Raw genomic sequence first — 18,463 nt, forward strand, 5'->3', positions numbered from 1 at the left:
AGTACGGTAAAACTCTGACAAATGCCAAACGTAGTTCTCCTTTAAAATATGAAAGCCACTCTCTAGACGTATGCGCGTCTACAGAGGTCTGAGGCTAAAAACCTCTTCTTTCGCACTTCAGGCTTTAGTGAAGACTTGTGCAATGTGTAGGTTTTTATGATGGAATTTTTAAATAATTTTTTCTCTACTAGCCAGTTTATTCCCCACGGACATTGCTACCTCTGGAAACCAGGATTGGTGTGGTTGCATCTGATTTCAGATGTGTTAACTGGACTTGCTTATTATTCAATTCCAGTGATGTTGGTTTATTTTGTCCGTAAACGGCGAGATATGCCTTTCGGTTGGATATTCCTAATGTTTGGCACATTCATCGTTGCTTGTGGCACAACTCATTTAATGGATGTGTGGACGCTTTGGTATCCTACCTATTGGCTATCAGGGTTGCTCAAAGCTATAACTGCTTTTATCTCCGTATTGACGGCTATAGAGCTTGTGCCATTAATGCCGCAGGTGCTAGCTCTACCGAGTCCTGCCCAACTAGAGGCTGCAAACTACCAACTAGCAAAAGAAATTGCTGAACGCATACGGACTGAGGAAGTGTTGAGGGAAAACGAACAACGCTGGCAATTAGCTTTGCGAGGCAATAATGATGGAATTTGGGACTGGAATGTTAAAACCAATGAAGTTTTCTTCTCGGCTCGCTGGAAAGAAATGCTCGGTTACGAAGACCACGAAATTTCTAACCATTTAGATGAATGCCTGACACGAGTGCATCCGAACGATCTTGAGTGGGTGAAACAAGCGGTTCAAGATCACTTTGCTCAGAAAACACCGTTTTACATTACCGAGTATCGAGCTTTATGTAAAGATGGCACCTATAAATGGATTTTAGATCGAGGGCAAGCACTGTGGGATGAAGATGGTAATGTAGTACGAATGGCAGGATCGCATACTGACATTACCGATCGCAAGCAAGTAGAGGAGACACTAAATAGCCTACTTAACCAACTAGAAAGCATGGTTGAGGAAAGGACAGCAGAGTTAACAAAAATCAACGAATCACTACACACAGAGATTACTGAACGCCAGCGAATAGAAGAAGCACTGCGAGAGAGCGAACAGCGATTTCGTGCCGCATTCCATCAAGCTGCTGTTGGTATTGCCCATATCGCAATCGATGGAAGCTGGTTGTTAGTTAATCAGAAGCTTTGCGATATTCTCGGTTATACACTCGAAGAACTACAGTTGCTAACTTTCCAAGATATTACTCACCCAGATGATCTCAACACTGACCTGAAATATGTTAAGCAGATTTTAGCAGATAATATTCAAACTTACTCGATGGAAAAGCGCTATTTCCGCAAAGATAATTCCATAGTTTGGGTTAATCTCACTGTGTCTTTAATGCGCGAATCTAATGGGGAACCAAAATATTTTATTTCTGTGGTCGAAGATATTAACGAACGGAAAGATGCACAGCGCGAACGCAAGCAGTGGGAGGAGCAAATTAAAGCATCACTATTAGAAAAAGAGGTGTTATTAAAAGAAATTTACCATCGGGTCAAAAATAATTTACAAGTTATTTCCAGTCTGCTAAACCTGCAATCTGCCTATATCAAAGACAAAGAAGATTTGGTAATATTTCAACAAAGCCAGCAGCGGATTGCATCAATGGCTCTCGTTCACGAAAAATTGTATCAGTCTCAAGACTTAGCAAGGATTAATTTTGGTGAATATATTCGAGATTTGGTAGCCAGTTTATTTACTGCTTATGAAGTCAATGAAGATGCGATCGCTTTGACAATCAATATCGAAGATTGTATTTTTCTCGGTTTAGATACAGCAATTCCTTGTAGCTTAATTATCCATGAACTTGTATCTAATTCTTTAAAATATGCATTTACCAAAGGCAGTAATGGTGCAATCAATATTGAAATTAAGAAAATAATTAATAAGAATTTAATGCTGATAGTTAGTGATAACGGGATTGGCTTACCATCAAACTTTGATTTTAAAAAAATCGCATCATTAGGATGGGAGTTGGTAGATGCTTTAACCCATCAGCTAGCAGGAAATATCAATATTACAGGTTCTAGTGGAGTAGAGTGTCAGGTGACATTTCCTTTACCATAAATACACAATTAATAAAAGATGACAAACGCAAAAATTTTAGTTGTGGAAGATGAAGCTATTGTTGCTAAAGACTTACAATATCGGCTTAAGAAATTTGGTTATACAGTGCCTGCTATTGCTTCTTCAGGAGAAGAAGCGATTAATATAGCAATAGAAATATCTCCAGATTTAGTACTGATGGATATCAAGCTTAAAGGCTCAATGGACGGGATACAAGCTGCTGAAGAAATCTATAAGCGTTTGGATATTCCAGTAATTTATTTGACTGCTTATGCAGATGAGAACACATTGGAAAGAGCTAAGATAACTGAGCCGTTTGCGTACCTACTGAAACCTTTTAAAGAAAGAGAACTACAAACAAATATTGAAATAACTTTGACTAAGCATGGTTTAGAAAGGCAATTAAAAGTTAATAAAAAATGGCTGGATGCACTTTTAAAAAGTATCAGCGATGGTGTGATTGCTAGTGATTTACAAGATGTAATCACTTTTATGAATCCGGTCGCGGAAAATCTGACTGGATGGAAACAAGAAGAAGCCTGTGGTAGAAATTCATCAGAAGTATTTAATATTGCTAATGGCGAAACTCATAACCCTATTGAAAGTCCGATTATAAAAGTTATTCAAGATGGTATTATCGTTAATCTCCCCGCAGAAACAATTCTTATTACTAAAGATGGTGCAGAAATACCAATTGATGATAGCGCTGCACCGATTAAAGATGACAAAAATAATATTACAGGTGCTGTCTTAGTGTTTCGAGATATTACTGAGCGCAAACTAGCAATTGAGGCGCATCAAAAGCAAATTGAGCAAGAAAAACTTGTGGTGCAATGGGAAGAGATAAATCAACTCAAAAATGACTTTTTGAATTTAGTTTCTCACGAACTGCGATCGCCTCTGAGTAGTATCAAGATGATGATTCAAATGATACAACTATCTAATAATGCTGAGGATGCTCAACGCTATCTAAAAGTAATGGAAAGCGAGTGCGATCGCGAACTAGAATTAATCAACGATCTACTAGACTTACAACGGCTAGAAAGCTCATCCTATCAAGTTATTACACCTGATACGTTACTCTTACAACAGTGGTTACTTTGGGTTATCGAGCCGTTTCAAATCCGTGTTCAAGAACATCAGCAAACTCTACAGCCGAATCTCCCTGCAAATCTTCCACCGCTGGTTTCAGATGGTATTAGCTTGGAACGCATCATAATAGAATTGCTCAATAATGCCTGTAAATACACACCTGCGGGTGGTGAAATTGTCTTAAGTGTAAGTCACAATTCCTCGGAAGCACCTGCAAAAACAATTATTACTGTCAGTAATTCAGCAGAAATTCCGGTAACAGAGTTACCACGGATATTTGATAAATTTTATCGTCTCCCCAATGCAGATATCTGGAATCAAGGTGGTTCGGGATTAGGTTTATCTATAGTACAGAAATTAGTCGAACAATTGCAAGGAAGCATTCAAGTAGAAAGTAGCAATGGATGGACTACATTCACTCTTACATTAACTGATTTATAGTACAATACGCTTGGGTTAAGCATTTTTTTCTCTTCTCTCTGTTTCCTCTGCGGTAGCCTGCGGCAAGCCGCTCTGCGTCTACGTTAAAAAAGTTGACTTTGACAAAGAGTTTTAGCCTTAACTTGATATGAGATAATTAAAGCAAATTATTAAATATCAAAAAATGTCATTAACTATATCTTCCACACCTCAAGGTTTTAGTGCATTCATCACTAATTTGGGAATACGAGATACAACTGATGATTTTGTATTTATTAAATCATCAGTTCCTTGTGTTGCAGATGGAGTCTTCACTCAAAGTCTTTTTGCTGGGCCAAGTGTTACTATTAGCCGTGATAACTTAAAAGATTCACAAGCACAAGGAATTGTCGTTATATCTAAAAATGCAAATGTAGCTAATGGTTCTGTTGGCATCACTGACGCCCAAGAGGTTCTGCAATTAGTTGCAACTGAAACTGGAATTGCTGCACATAATATTGTGATAGCTTCTACAGGTGTAATTGGCAGACGTTACCCCATTGAAAAAATCCGGGCTGGTTTATTAGGATTGGGCAAAAAATTAACTGATGCTGATTTTCATGCCGCAGCTCGCGGTATTATGACCACCGATACAGTAGCGAAACTAGCTACACGGCAAATAGGAAATGCCAAGCTAGTAGGAATTGCTAAAGGTGTTGGCATGATTGAGCCTAATATGGCTACCCTCCTAACTTTCTTTTTTACTGACGCTGCAATTTCTGCAAATAACCTTCGTTCTATTTTTCGCTCTACTATAGATAAAACTTTTAATTGCTTGAGTGTAGACACTGACACTTCTACTAGTGACTCTGCTGTGATTCTTGCTAATGGAATAGCCGGTGAAGTTTCAGAACCAGATTTTGCTAGTGCATTGCAAGAAGTTGCACAGGAATTAGTGCTGAAAATCGCACGAGATGCAGAAGGTGCTACTAAGATAATTGAGGTAACTGTAGATTCAGCAATTAACTATGCACAAGCTAAAACCGTAGCTAAAGCAATTGTAAATTCACCATTAGTAAAAACTGCTGTTTATGGAGCAGATCCGAATTGGGGAAGAGTTGCTATGGCTATAGGCAAATGTGAAAATGAACAGCAGATCAATCCAGAAAAAGTTGTTATTAGTTTTGATAATGTGAAAGTTTATCCTAGTAGCTTAACTGAGGAAAATCTAGAACAGTTACGGCAAATTATGTCTAAAGATAAAGTAGATATTCATGTTAGCCTTAATATTGGCGAATCCTCTGCAACTGTATGGGGTTGCGATCTTTCAGAGGGTTATATAGAAATTAATGGTAAATACTCAACTTGATTAGACCTCTTGCACAAATGCAAAATTTGCCCTCATCCCCCAACCCCTTCTCCCAAAATTGGGAGAAGGGGAGCTAATTTCAAAGTCCCTCTCCCAAGCTTGGGAGAGGGATTTAGGGTGAGGGCTTTTGATTCATTGCGCTCGGCGTTGAAATCTTTGAAGAAAAGTTTGGATAATTATTTATGCTTCCTACAGTCATTGCACCCCACCCCGCCAAAGCTACGCTTTGTCTCCCTGCCCCTAATCCCCAGAGGGGGCCCCGAGTTCCCTGATGCTTTGGGGAGGGGATTAAGGGGAGCCAGTGCGTTGGGCGGGCAAAGCCCGACTTGAAGCACCTGGTGTGTGGGGTTCTGCGGGTTTAATAAGTAACAAGCGAACATGATATTATTCAAAATATCAAGGAGAAGTAGTTTTAGAAACTTCTGGACTACGAATGATGATATGTCCCTTATCACTTTCTTGAATAGCTAAAACTGACGGTAGCTCATCAGGTCTTGCATTTGAGGACAATGCTCGAAACAAATAAATCCAGCCGCCACGTTCTAGGAGTAAGCGCCAGACTCTCGGCTGCTTTGGATTGCTGATATCATTATCTTCCCTGCCTCGCAAGTCGTCGAATAAACCGCGATCGCCAATTATGCGGTAACCTTTCAAAGACGGATCGGCAAATATATCATCAAGTTTGCGTCCTACAGCAAACTTTTCTTCCGGTGTAATTAAGGCTACAACTGGCAAGGTGGAGTTTTGACCAGTGTCTCGTCGTGCATCTGCAAAGCCTTGCCAACGAGCTAACCAAAATATCACAATTAATACCCAGGATACTATTACTATCTCATTGACTAGTGATCGCAAAAAATCAACTGAACGCAGTTGTCCAAAACTAAATTCAGCTAGAGATTTGAGCCGTTTAGCTGTCCATGAGCGTTTGTGTTGAGTAGCAGAGATGATGCGATTCAGTAGTAATTGACTTGCAGAGACTACCGTATCACTGATGATTTTAATTAACCATAACGTTGCCTGAATTGCGATCGCAGTGATAAAAAAGGCGATCGCTGTTTTGCAGATTGCCCAGCCATCTCCGAGAAATATTTGCAGGGGAACTATTAAAAAAGACTGTGCAGGTAAGTCGAGGGTATTGACTTCTAGTTGAAAAAAGTAGAAATATGACCAACGGTAAATCCAGCCTGCAAAGAAAAGCGCCGCACCCAGCAAGCCCAGTACACTGGTGAATTTACCTAAAATATTGGTTTCCTGGTTAGGGTTGGGGGTTTGGGTCATACGGGATATGGGGGAAACAATGTAGGGTGTGTTACCGCGAAGCGTAACGCACCGAGTTATATAGCGTTTCTCGTTTGTATGCAAATACACTCTGACCTCACTTGCATTCCTCTCTCTTAAAAGGCTACGGTGTACACACAAGTCTGAAATAGCTGATTAACCAAGGTTTTACCCCACCCTAACCCTCCCCTTAGAAAGGGGAGGGAATTAAATTTCCTGTTTCCCCCCGAAGATTGGGGGGATTAAGGGGGGTAATTCGACTTGTGTGTACACCATAGCTCCTTAAGGCGAGAGGCTTTGAATCTTATTCCTCTTCCCTTGTTGCAGGAAGAGAAGCTTTAAATCTTACTCCCCAACGCTAGTAGGGAAGGGGCTGTTCTTGTTAGGTCTATATTGCACTCAACTGCAAACCGCTACAGATAAATAATCAGTTTCTTTTGGTGATTTTACGGAAATTTGGTATAGGCTTTTGAAGTTTAATGAGAAAGTTAAATACAGTCAAATATACTGTTAAAGCCATGAAAGCTTTTTTCCAGGGATGGGTTGTGGCAATCTTAGTAATGGCAGCAGCGATCGCAGGAAACATCCAAGCTGTAATGAGCCAAAATGTCAAGACGGGAAATTTTTTGTTTGCACAGACACAAATCAAAGCAGATGAATTAGAACTTCCAGTAGCCTTAGCCTTACCAGAGTTAGCAGAGGTCTTCTTTAAAAAGGGTGAGTCAAGCAGTGGTCGAGTAATAGGAATTGATGCACAAGGGCAAGCACTATCAATTCAGCGTAATGGCAAAACTGCCAAAATTCCCCTGAGCCAAATTGCAAGAGTAGTTTTCAAGGAAGAGGCATTGGCTTACAGAAGTAATAAAAGTCCAATTATCCGGGGTGGGGGAGAACGTCCTACAGGCAAGCCAGTAACTTGGAGTGGTATACCCATAAATAATTTTACTGTAAAAAATTCTACTCAAGGTCAAGCGGTGGTGAAACTGAAACCACCTGTAGTTTCCACAGCACAGTTGCAGGGTATTCAATCAGTGGCTAGAAATCGGCAATATGTGGTAGATGAAATCCAGTTCAATTCGCAACAACAAACGGTCACTATTCTGGCAAAACCTTATTGAGCGTGAATTCTTTCATCTGTAGGGGCGTACATTTATACCCCTAACCATTTTGACGTTCATAACGACAGACACGATGTTAATAACAAACATCGCAATATTAATAAGAAACATTGCAATGTTCATCACAAATATCACGATATTAATAAGAAACATTGCAATGTTCATCACAAATATCACGATATTAATAAGAAACATTGCAATGTTCATCACAAATATCACGATATTAATAAGAAACATTGCGATATTCATCACAAATATCACGATGTTAATAAGAAACATTGCAATGTTCATCACAAATATCACGATGTTGGTAACGACAGCTTCTAGACCCAATTGAAAACAGCTACCTCTGCGCTATTCTATGAAAAAAATTCTCACCAGTCTTTTAGCTGTGGGCGAGCGCTCTGGTGAAGCTGTCATACTCACTAACATCGGTCAAGTCTACTTTGCTTTAGGAGAAAAGCAAAAAGCACTCGATTTGTACAACCAAGCTCTGCCCCTATCTCGCGCTGTGGGTAATCGCACTGGTGAAGCTGTCACATTGGGTAGTATTGGTATACTCTTGCAAAGTACAAATCGACCAACTGAAGCCATTACTAATTTGCAGCAATCTCTCAAAATCAGCTTAAAAATGCGCCAGGGTTTGCAACGAGAAAATCGCCAAAAGTTTTTACAGCAAAACAATGGAAGTGCAATTGCTACTGCTTTAATCGATGTCCTCATTAACCAAAATAAATATGAGCAAGCCTTTGAATGGCTTAACCTATTTAACACAGCCGACCTTGCTGATTATACTCGCCTCATTAATGCCAAAGTTGCCAATTCAAAGGCACAGCAAGCTCTTGATGACTGGAGTAAAAAAAATCAACAATTGGAATTTCTGCAACAACAACTGCAAGAAAATTTTTCTGAAGCTTTATCTCAAAAAATTCGGCAATTAGAAGTACAAGTTTACTCAGAAGCCGAAAATATATCTCGCCGTTTTCCTGAAGTGGCAGAACTATTTGAAACTACACCCGCAGATATTAAAAACCTGATATCCTCCATACCCACAGGAACGGTTGTAGTTCGACCTGTTTTGCTGACTAATGTCAGAAATATACCTAATAGCATCGCATTTTTCATCTTCACAAAAGAACAATTAAGTGTTGTTAAAAAATCTATTGATCCCACTGAATTTAATAAACTTATTACCAATTATCTAAAACAGGTACAAGACGATAGTGATGCTAGCTACCTTGAAACAGGTGGAAAACTCTATGATATTCTCATTCGTCCTATAGAAGATAAAATTCAAGCTTTATCACCCAAAGAACTAAGTATTATTGCTCCTGGTAAACTGCGCCATTTACCTTTTGAAACTCTTTACGACAGTAAAACCAACCAATTTCTGATCCAGAAATATCCTGTCAACTATCTCACTCGCATTTCCAATAATTCCCTAAAATCTCCAGGTGTGCAAAATGCCATACCCCGCAAACCACAAGCTGTTTTAGCATTTGGTAATCCAGTACCCAGTAACCCGCAAAATCTCCCAGGTGCAGAGGCAGAAGTCATAAATATTAAGGAAATACTGCCAGACAGTGAAGTTTATATCCACAATGAAGCCACCCTAGAAAAGTTTAGATCCCAAGCATTGCGCTTTTCTTTTTTGCATTTAGCAACTCACGGCTGTTTTCAAACTGAAGATTGCAAAAAAGTCAATTTAAAAAATAATACGTTACTATTTGCTGACAAATCCTTAGATATTGCCAATGCTGCTCTTCTAGGTTTACAAGGCACACAACTGATTACTCTTAGTGCCTGTCAAACTGCTGTAGACACTAATTTTAATGGTGCAGGAATTGCAGGAGTTGCTTATATATTTGAGCGGGCTGGTGCTAAAGCTGTGATGGCAAGTTTGTGGGCGGTTGATGATGAAGCAACTCAGGAATTGATGATTCAATTTTATCAAAATATCAAGCAGGGTATGACGAAAGGTGAAGCTTTGCAAAAAGCTAAGTTGAAGCTAATTGCAGACCATCGCCATCCTTTTTATTGGTCGCCATTTGTGCTGATTGGTGATGCACGTTAAAGTAATTCGTAATTAAGCCCAAATCCTGGCTTTACCCCCCTTGTAAAGGGGGGAAATATCCGGTTCTCCCCCTTGCCAAGGGGGAGTTAGAGGGGGTCAGAAGGACTTGTGTGTACACCGTAGCTCCGACTCAGAGAGGGACACACTTGGACGAAAGTTCAAGGCAGAGAGAGGTTCGTGGAAGCTCACGTTAAGCCAGGGCAAAGGTAATTCGCCGCTACACATAAGGAAAAAATTGAGGTTTTGAAACCCACAAAGGTGGGTTTTGCTTGTGTAGATGTGGTTTCTAACCGCCTTTTTAATTACAAACCTATTTACTCACAACAACTTATCTGGTGTAATTGGCAGATCGCGAATCCGCTTACCTGTGGCATGATAAACTGCATTAGATATGGCAGCCGCTACCCCAACAATCGGAAGTTCCCCCAAGCTTTTGGTTCCTAGTGCATTCACATAAGGATCGTATTCTTCAATAAATTGCACTTCCATATTTGGGATATCTGCATGAACGGGAATCAGGTAATCGGAAAGGTTAGCACCAACTATTCTGCCCTGATTAGCATCCATTACAGTTTTCTCCATCAGTGCCATACCAATTCCCCATGTAATCCCGCCGATAACTTGACTTCGCGCTGTCTTGAAGTTGAGAATTCGCCCCGCACCATAAACGCCTACACAACGTCTAACTTTGATTTCTCCCAACAATTCATCAACTGCAACTTCGACAAATATCGCACCAAAAGAGTGTTTGGCATATTGTTGGCTCTCTGGATTGAGCGAGGATTCCTCTGTAACTTCTAAACTTTCTAATCCATGACGGCGCAGAATATCGGTATAGCTGTCTCGCTTCGATGGGTCTTGTTTTGAAAATATTTGCCCTGACTCAACGGTAATATCTTCTGCTTGCAATCCATAAAGCAGAGAATTTGCATCTGCGATCGCCATTTTAATTATCTTATCCCGTGCTGCGATCGCTGCTTTATGCACCGCCGGGGAAACACTCGCAACTGTCATTGAGTTCCCTGTAATCGGGGCTTTGGGAAGATTAGTATCGCCTAATTCAAACTGTACTGGTAAACCTAATACCTCAGCGGCCACCTGCATCATCACTGTATAAGTACCAGTACCGATGTCTTGAGTACCACTTTGTACTTTCACTTCTCCAGTGGCAAAAATTTCTACCTTAACTGATGCAGTTCTAGCATTGGTGGGAAATGTCGCACTTGCCATTCCCCAACCAATCAGGAAATGACGATCTCCCATGGAACGAGGAACTGGATTGCGTTGTGGCCACCCAAAAATTTCTGCCCCTTTTTGATAACATTCTTTCAGGGATTTGCTTGACCAAGGTAATCCTTTGTGCGGATCGATATCTGCATGATTTCTTAATCTTAGTTCAATTGGGTCAATATTTAACGTGTATGCCAGTTCATCCATTGCCGATTCTAAGGCAAACATTCCCGGCGCTTCTCCTGGCCCCCGCATAAAGGTTGGTGTGCCGGCGTTGATGCGTCCCAAACGGTATTTTATTTCCAAATTGGGACAGGCGTACATCATCGTTGTTGCTGCACCCACTGGTTCGGCAAAGTCATCAAATATGGAAGTTAAAGATGTACCAATTTGCTCGATGACAGTTAGTTTACCTTCCTTGGTTGCACCTAATGTTAGCTGCTGCTGAGTTTGGGATCGGTGGCCGCAAGCAGTGTACATTTGCGAGCGTGTTAGTACAACTTTCACTGGGCGTTTTACTTGACGAGCTGCGATCGCTGCTAAAATCGTATGCGATCGCAGCAGCGCCTTACAACCAAATCCCCCACCTAAATATTTAGAGATGACGCGGACATTTTCTTCGGGAATATTCAGAATAGATGCGATTCGGTTTTGGGTTGCAGAAACGCCTTGAGTGGTTTCATACAGCGTCAAATTATCCCCTGACCACATTGCGATCGTTGCAGAAGGCTCTAGGGGATTATGATGTTCTATTGGCGTGGTATAAATTTGCTCTACCAAAACCTCTGCCTGTACTTTCCCTGATTCAACATCCCCTCTAGTGATTTTACCTGGCATCATGCCCAAAAATATTGATTCGGGTTCAAATATCTCTGTACGTGCCATTGTGACTATAGGAATAGCTTCTTCGTAGATAATTTTTATCCTAGAGGCAGCAGTTTCAGCTTGCTCTAAAGTTTGGGCAATTACAACCCCCAGATGTTGACCATCGTAGTAGATATTATGGTCTTTTTCAGTTGACTGAGGTTCTTGAGGGCCAAAGAAAGGTATTTTTATTAGAGATGGGGTTTGTTGGTAGGTAACGATATCTACCACACCAGGGGCGACTGCGGCTGCGGATGTGTCTATTTGAATAATTTTACCGCTGGCGATCGCGCTTTGAAAAATCACTCCATAAGTTAAATTCTCTATTGGCACATCGGCTGTGTAAGGTGCTTCTCCCGTTACTTTCAGCCTACCATCAACGCGATCGAGTGGTTTACCGATAATTTTATTCATAATTTTTCTGCCACAACTGAGAGTGCGCGTACCAAAGCGCGTTTGACTAATTCAATTTTGAATTCATTGTGTGTTTGCGGTTTTGCTTCTTTGACGGCTGCTTCTGCTGCGGCTGTAAAGATATCTTCGTTAATTGCTTTCCCTTTGAGAAATTCCTCAGCATCCCTTGCACGCCAAGGTTTGGGTGCTACTCCTCCAAAAGCGATGCGTGCTGATTTGATGATGTCTTGTTCTATATCTAAAGCAACAGCTACGGAAACGAGAGCAAATTCGTAAGAAGCTCGATCTCTTACTTTTAAATAATGAGATTTATATGCAAAATCTGGAACTTCAATAGCAACAATTAATTCTCCAGGCTGTAATAGAGTTTCTTTTGCTGGTGTCTCACCTGGTAAAAGATAAAAATCATGAATTGAAATTCGCCGTGCTTTTTCTACCCCTTGGATGCAAATTACTGCATCTAATGCCGTCAAAGCTACTGCTAAATCGGAAGGATGAACGGCAATACAATGTTCACTAGCTCCGAAAATGGAATGCATTCGATTGTAACCTGTAATTGCCGAACAACCTATACCGGGAGTGCGTTTGTTACAAGGAAAAACCGGATCGCGAAAGTAGCCACATCGGACTCGTTGCAGTAAATTACCGCCCACTGTTGCCATATTTCGCAGTTGCGGTGAAGCGCTTTGTAATAAAGCTTGGCTAATTACTGGATAACATTCCTGAATTTTGGGATGAAAAGCCACATCGCTCATTCGAGAAATAGCACCAATGCGGATTCTATTCGCTTGAGATTCAATATCTGCTAAGGGCAAACTATTAATATCAATTAATATATTTGCTGTTTGGACTCCATCTTTCATTAATCCTAGTAAATCTGTGCCACCAGCAATAAATGCGGCAGTTTTATCTTGCTCAACTGTTGCGATCGCCACTTCTTCTGAGGTAACTTTAGCATAACTAAATGGCTGCATCTTCCATTTCCTCTAGCACATCCCGAATCGCCGCAATAATATTTGGATATGCTCCACAACGGCAAAGGTTTCCACTCATTTTTTCTCGAATTTCTGCTTCAGATTTTGGTAATTCTTCTAATATCATCCCTACGGCTGAAACAATTTGACCTGATGTACAGTAGCCACATTGAAAAGCATCATGGGTGATAAAGGCTGTTTGCATAGGATGGAGTTTACCATCTTGTGCTATTCCCTCAATTGTGGTAATTTCAGTACCGATGTGCATGATTGCCAAAGTCATACAAGAGTTAATTCGTCGATGATTAACTAATACAGTACATGCACCGCATTCACCGCGATCGCAAGCTTTTTTAGTGCCCATCAAACCTAGCTTTTCTCGAAGTGCATCTAGTAATGTAACACGAGGTTCTATCTTCAGGGAGTAAGATATATTATTAACATTCAGTGATAATTCTACTTCCTCTGAACCGAATATTTTCATTTCCTGGGTAAATGAGTCTGAAGTTATTAAAGCTAAGGAATTTTCTTTCATGTCTCATGTAGATAATAATTACATTATTTACTATAGTAGCGACAAAAAGTCTGGGGTTGTTCTAGTTTGACATTTAGAATCTAAGAAGTAATGGCAAGATCGGATGGCATCAGGCATAAAGAGCTAACCCCTTAAGCAAAGACTTGTGGGGAATTTACAAGAAGCGGTGATCAACTCACTTAAACCAATACATACAGAACTTAAATTTCATACAAACTCTTTTTCACAATTTTTTTGAATACGAAAATGATACCGTAAGCTTAGTGAGCTTACAGGAAGTTTATGAAAATTAAAAGTCAAATTTAGTGAATTATCGCTCAAATTGACGTAATGGTATTTATTTGCGTTTGTCGGATTGGTAAAAAATCCTAAAGTGTGCAGTTTTTGTTACTGCAAAACTGATGACAATCCATTAGAACACGAATTCAGGGTTGATTCTTAAGGAAGATTGACTAAAAAAGTACTTAGGAGTCAAATTAATAACTGTGGGTCTAGCTCAAAGGTAAAGTTGCCTTCAGACATGGAAGAAGCGTATGTATTCTTAAGAATATTCTGAATTCTGACTTAATAATATGAACACAAATCTAACTCAGAAATTATCCCAACCCATAGTAGAGAAAGTTGCTATTGTCGGTGCTGGCCCAGGCGGTTTGGCTGCTGCGATCGCACTCAGAAGCCAAGGGATAGAGGTTCAAGTATACGAAAAAGCCCAAGAATTTCGTCCGGCGGGAACTGGACTAGGACTGGCTCCTAATGGTTTGAATTCTCTAGATGCGATCGCGCCGGGGATTGTCGAAACCCTCAAAAGTTCAGGATGCGAAGTTCACCACACGGTTTTAAAGAATATTCAAGGAGAAACAATCCGAACTAACGCAACTAAATATTTAGAGCAATACGGACAACCGTTGTTAACTATTTGGTGGTATCGTCTACAGCAAGTCTTAGCCTCTCAATTGCCGTCTGACATCATTCACCTCAATCATCGCTGCATCGGCTTTGAGCAAGATGCAAACGGTGTGGAAATTCATTTTGATGGCGAAAAATCGGTATATGCAGATTTGCTGATTGGGGCTGATGGCGTTAACTCTGTCATCAGAGAAACTTTATTTGGCGAGGGTAAGCCTAATTATATTGGTAGTATGTGTTGGCGTGCCGTCATTAAGTATCGCCACGAGCTATTTAATGACTATGAACTAGTTTTTGTTAAAGGCAATAAACAGTTTATGTACCTTCTCAATGTGGGCGGCGGCTATACCAGTTGGATTAGTCGGAAGTTCTCGCCTGAGTACTCCCTTTCTCACAGTGCTGATGAAGTGAAGTCTCGCATTCTCCATGAATTAGCCGACTGGGATGAATCCTTCCGGGTGGTGGTAGAAGCGACACCAGCCGAGGAAATTTGGGAAGGGCCGATTTGCGATCGCCCACCGTTAACTCAATGGAGTCAAGGCAGAGTCACTCTCTTAGGCGATGCGGCTCATCCAATGGCACCTGCAATGGGACAAGGAGCCAATACCACTTTTGAAGATGCATACCAACTACGAGAGTGTTTTTCTGATTCAGCTAATCTCCAAGAAGCTCTGAGTAGCTACGAACAGTGTCGCATCGAGCGGACAAAACTCATTCAAGCTCGTAGTGCCTTGGGTGAAATGCGGTACTACGACGCTAACTTCATGGCATCTAACGGGCAGACGCAAGAGCGCCAAATGAGTATGAATGATGATTTTCACAAATGGGTGTACAATTTTAAACCATCTGTAAAAAGTTAAATTCTAATGTGGTACTATAGCAATCCTATTTGAGTTGTGAAAAATATAGATTAGAAAACGAACCACCTTCTCTTCTCCTGTCGGAGACGCTAACGCGAACGAGAGGCTTCCGCCAACGCGCAGCGTCTCGTAAGAGTTGGACGCCAAGGAAAGAAAGAAGAAAGAGAGATATAATTTTTACGAATGATTTAGGACTGCTATAGTAAACTTACTTTTATCACAACTAGCGCATAAACTTACAGCAAGGGCTAATCTTATCGAGTAATTTAAGCTTATCAGAAGTGACTGTTTTTAGTCAAGCCCTCAAAGACAACAAATTCGTTGAATAATTGAAAATTATTCGCACAAAATCAACATAACTTAATCTAATTTTTAACTTTTATGAAAAGCTAATAGTTATCCAATACAGTTCAGAATGAGCAACAAAATCCAGATGTAGAGACGCGATTTATCGCGTCTTGAAAGATCAATTATCTAGACGAATAACCCTTAACCCAAGTGTATTGGATTGCTATTAGCTTTTTGGGGTAAAGTGAAGTATTAAATCTCGCTTTGGAGTTGCTAATTTACCCCTATTTTTGGTCGAGATTGAGCGCAAATAATCAGTTTATCGTCTACTTTTAAGTTCCTGAAAATTCTCAATTGTCAAAAATATTTCTTCATCAGCTATTTGACTACTGTAATCGATATTAATTTTAGTTGGATAGCCAAGTTTAGCATTGTATTCTACATCCAGGTTGGATGCCTTACGGTTGATAGCATCTTGAATCACATTAAAGAGTTCGGGAATTGTGTCGTATTTTTGAAAGAATTGCGGATTAACTGGTTTACCAGTAGCTACAGAAGTAATTGAAGTTGTTTGACCATTACGTACTTGAATAACTACTGGGCCTCTAGCATCTGGTATGCAGAAGCAACTGTTGCTAACCGTAATGCGATAGTTATAAATATTTGCCTGCTCCCACAAACGCTTATTAAATCTCAACCGTCTTGAATTCAAGTTATTATTTGTTTGCGTTTGATATTGTGCTTTCTCTGCGGGAGTTTTGGATATAGCTGTTAGATTCAGACCTAGAGATAGCAATAGTGTTGCACTGATAATGATAGGTAAACGCATATTAATCGATTTATTAGTTGTACAAGCTCTAACTATTATTATACTACAGAAAATTTTAATTTTTTGACGAGAGGTTGTTTAAATAAACTTTATATTTCAATTAAATTTTTCGTAGATAAATAAACCTGAATTTTTAAGAATGCCCACCCATAATCCAAGTTTCAAGACATAAATTAATAACTTTGCCGAAATATTTTTGAACGCCTAAAATTGCCTCCTTTTCCAAAGCGATGCCTACATCTGGCTACACCTATGCAGAAATTCTTAAGTTTTTCGTATCTATCTGGATTGAACTAATGAAAAAACAAGGACAACAAGAGACTTTCAAGCGTGTACAGTATAAATTACAGCAGTTTGCAAGTAACTTAGGTACAAAATGCAGAACTCACGCATCAGATATAAAGCAATACAGTTCAGAATGAGCAACAAAATCTAGATGTAGAGACGCGATTTATTGCATCTTGAAAGACCAATTATCTATACTAATAACCCTTAACCCTACCTCCACAACCTCATACTTCATGCAAAAGAAAACTGCTGTATAATCCTCCCCGTACTTGAAGTATGAGGAGGATTCAATTATCCCAAATTAGCAATATTGATGATTGCTAATTTGGATTTACCTGTAAGCTTGCAGACATGCCTTAGTTTCTCTATGGATTTTGAGAGATGTTTACGCAACGATCTCAAAGTTTGTAGCTGATAATAATGGTGGGGCTGTGTATTGATTGTTATCGTTATCAATGTTGGCAAACAGACTACCTGTCCCAAAGCCTGGTGATGTCAAGTTTTGGTTGAAGAACAAGTTGCCAGTTCCAAGACTATAAGTAATGAGTCCAGAGCTAGTTGCAGCTGCTGCATCATTAGCTACTATCCTAATTTGGAACAGATTATTGAGTCCAGCAAAAGTTGTCTTATCGAGGACAATTTTATCGCTATAGCTGCTGAAGTCTGTAATTTTATCTACATTGAGATCGGCACTATTGTACCCAGTACCTGAGTTGAATACAAAGCGATCGCTACCAGCACCACCAGTCAGGATGTCATTACCTTTACCACCTCGTAATGTATCATTACCAGCATCTCCATAGAGTAAGTCATTGCCAGCACCACCATAGAGAATGTCATTACCCTCACCACCGAAGGCTCTCAACGGTGTCGCTGTACCGCTACCATCCAGGAAGTCATTGCCAGCCCCACCTGTGAACCATACTGCATTTACAGAAGTTGCTGACAGGTTGTTGACATCGAGGATGTCATCACCTCCACCACCATTGATTTCAAACCTCTCTGCACTGTCTACAGTCAGAGTGAAGGGAACCAGGTTCAGCCGATCAAAGATTGCTCTGCCTTGAGCATCTTGTTGCAGGCGGAAGTTGTCTCCCACACCCGCGCCATTGACCTCAACCACGTCATAGCCAGCGTTACCGCTGATTCTGTCGCTACCATCACCATTATTCCAGATCAGGCGATCGTTGCCGTTTCCACCAGTGAAGGTGTCGTTGCCACGATTTCCAAGTATGGTATCGTTTCCATCCCCACCAGATAGATAGTCGATACCATCGCCACCTCGTAACAGATCGTTACCAGTATCACCATAGAGGTTGTCATTGCCAGTACCACCTGTCAGGCTGTCATTACCCTCACCACCAAAGGCTCTCAAAGGTGTCGCTGTGCCACTACCATCCAGCACATCATTTCCAGCCCCGCCTGTGAACCATACCGCATTTACAGAAGTTGCTGACAGGTTATTGACATCGAGGATGTCATCACCTCCACCACCATTGATTTCAAACCTCTCTGCACTGTCTACAGTCAGAGTGAAGGGAACCAGGTTCAGCCGATCAAAGATTGCTCTGCCTTGAGCATCTTGTTGCAGGCGGAAGTTGTCTCCCACACCCGCGCCATTGACCTCAACCACGTCATAGCCAGCGTTACCGCTGATTCTGTCGCTACCATCACCATTATTCCAGATCAGGCGATCGTTGCCGTTTCCACCAGTGAAGGTGTCGTTGCCACGATTTCCAAGTATGGTATCGTTTCCATCCCCACCAGATAGATAGTCGATACCATCGCCACCTCGTAACAGATCGTTACCAG

General features: G+C 40.7%; 12 protein-coding genes and 1 pseudogene. 7 read left to right on the forward strand and 6 right to left on the reverse strand.

Annotated elements, in window-relative coordinates:
* Positions 1-156: 156 nt before the first annotated feature.
* From HWQ40_RS35680 to argJ, 4 genes and pseudogenes are all read left to right on the forward strand, one after another.
* Positions 157-993 (forward strand): annotated as a pseudogene (locus HWQ40_RS35680) (PAS domain-containing protein); the annotation flags it as partial.
* A 24-nt stretch (positions 994-1,017) separates the two neighbouring features.
* Positions 1,018-2,133, forward strand: coding sequence for a PAS domain S-box protein (locus tag HWQ40_RS35685; protein WP_334985144.1), 1,116 nt, complete (start codon positions 1,018-1,020; stop codon positions 2,131-2,133).
* 18 nt (positions 2,134-2,151) lie between these two features.
* Complete coding sequence (locus HWQ40_RS19135) at positions 2,152-3,666, forward strand: hybrid sensor histidine kinase/response regulator (protein WP_292780441.1); 1,515 nt, start codon at positions 2,152-2,154, stop codon at positions 3,664-3,666.
* Between the two features lie 163 nt (positions 3,667-3,829).
* On the forward strand, positions 3,830-4,993 hold the full coding sequence (gene argJ / locus HWQ40_RS19140; protein WP_292780443.1) for a bifunctional glutamate N-acetyltransferase/amino-acid acetyltransferase ArgJ: 1,164 nt from the start codon (positions 3,830-3,832) through the stop codon (positions 4,991-4,993).
* Between the two features lie 396 nt (positions 4,994-5,389).
* On the opposite strand, the gene HWQ40_RS19145 is transcribed toward argJ, so the two are convergent.
* Complete coding sequence (locus HWQ40_RS19145) at positions 5,390-6,271, reverse strand: hypothetical protein (RefSeq protein WP_292780446.1); 882 nt, start codon at positions 6,269-6,271, stop codon at positions 5,390-5,392.
* Positions 6,272-6,750: 479 nt separating this feature from the next.
* Here HWQ40_RS19145 and HWQ40_RS19150 point away from each other — a divergent pair, with 479 nt between their 5' ends.
* Together HWQ40_RS19150 and HWQ40_RS19155 are read left to right on the forward strand one after the other, a co-directional pair.
* Positions 6,751-7,389 (forward strand): hypothetical protein, encoded by a 639-nt coding sequence (locus HWQ40_RS19150; RefSeq protein ID WP_292780450.1) that lies wholly within the window; start codon positions 6,751-6,753, stop codon positions 7,387-7,389.
* 361 nt (positions 7,390-7,750) lie between these two features.
* The gene (locus HWQ40_RS19155; protein WP_292780452.1) at positions 7,751-9,463 is read left to right on the forward strand and encodes a CHAT domain-containing protein; all 1,713 of its coding nucleotides are present in this window, start codon (positions 7,751-7,753) and stop codon (positions 9,461-9,463) included.
* 318 nt (positions 9,464-9,781) lie between these two features.
* Here the strand turns inward: HWQ40_RS19155 and HWQ40_RS19160 are convergent, their stop codons facing one another.
* From HWQ40_RS19160 to HWQ40_RS19170, 3 genes are read right to left on the reverse strand one after another with little or no spacing between them, the layout of a single operon-like run.
* Positions 9,782-11,971, reverse strand: coding sequence for a xanthine dehydrogenase family protein molybdopterin-binding subunit (locus HWQ40_RS19160; protein ID WP_292780455.1), 2,190 nt, complete (start codon positions 11,969-11,971; stop codon positions 9,782-9,784).
* Positions 11,968-12,945, reverse strand: coding sequence for a xanthine dehydrogenase family protein subunit M (locus HWQ40_RS19165; RefSeq protein ID WP_292780458.1), 978 nt, complete (start codon positions 12,943-12,945; stop codon positions 11,968-11,970). Before HWQ40_RS19165 ends, HWQ40_RS19160 begins: the two co-directional genes overlap by 4 nt.
* Positions 12,932-13,480, reverse strand: a complete 549-nt coding sequence (locus HWQ40_RS19170) for a (2Fe-2S)-binding protein (protein WP_292780461.1) — start codon at positions 13,478-13,480, stop codon at positions 12,932-12,934. Before HWQ40_RS19170 ends, HWQ40_RS19165 begins: the two co-directional genes overlap by 14 nt.
* Before the next feature lie 572 nt (positions 13,481-14,052).
* Between HWQ40_RS19170 and HWQ40_RS19175 the strand changes: the two genes are divergently transcribed.
* Complete coding sequence (locus HWQ40_RS19175; protein WP_292780464.1) at positions 14,053-15,246, forward strand: NAD(P)/FAD-dependent oxidoreductase; 1,194 nt, start codon at positions 14,053-14,055, stop codon at positions 15,244-15,246.
* A gap of 607 nt (positions 15,247-15,853) precedes the next feature.
* On the opposite strand, the gene HWQ40_RS19180 is transcribed toward HWQ40_RS19175, so the two are convergent.
* Both HWQ40_RS19180 and HWQ40_RS19185 read right to left on the reverse strand, forming a co-directional pair.
* Positions 15,854-16,363, reverse strand: a complete 510-nt coding sequence (locus HWQ40_RS19180) for a DUF6174 domain-containing protein (RefSeq protein WP_292780467.1) — start codon at positions 16,361-16,363, stop codon at positions 15,854-15,856.
* Positions 16,364-17,036: 673 nt separating this feature from the next.
* Positions 17,037-18,463 (reverse strand): calcium-binding protein (locus tag HWQ40_RS19185; protein ID WP_292780471.1); only part of this gene is annotated, 1,427 nt, incomplete at its 5' end.

It is taken from the genome of Nostoc sp. NMS9, assembly GCF_017114995.1.
In the GTDB taxonomy this organism is placed as follows: Bacteria; Cyanobacteriota; Cyanobacteriia; order Cyanobacteriales; family Nostocaceae; genus Nostoc.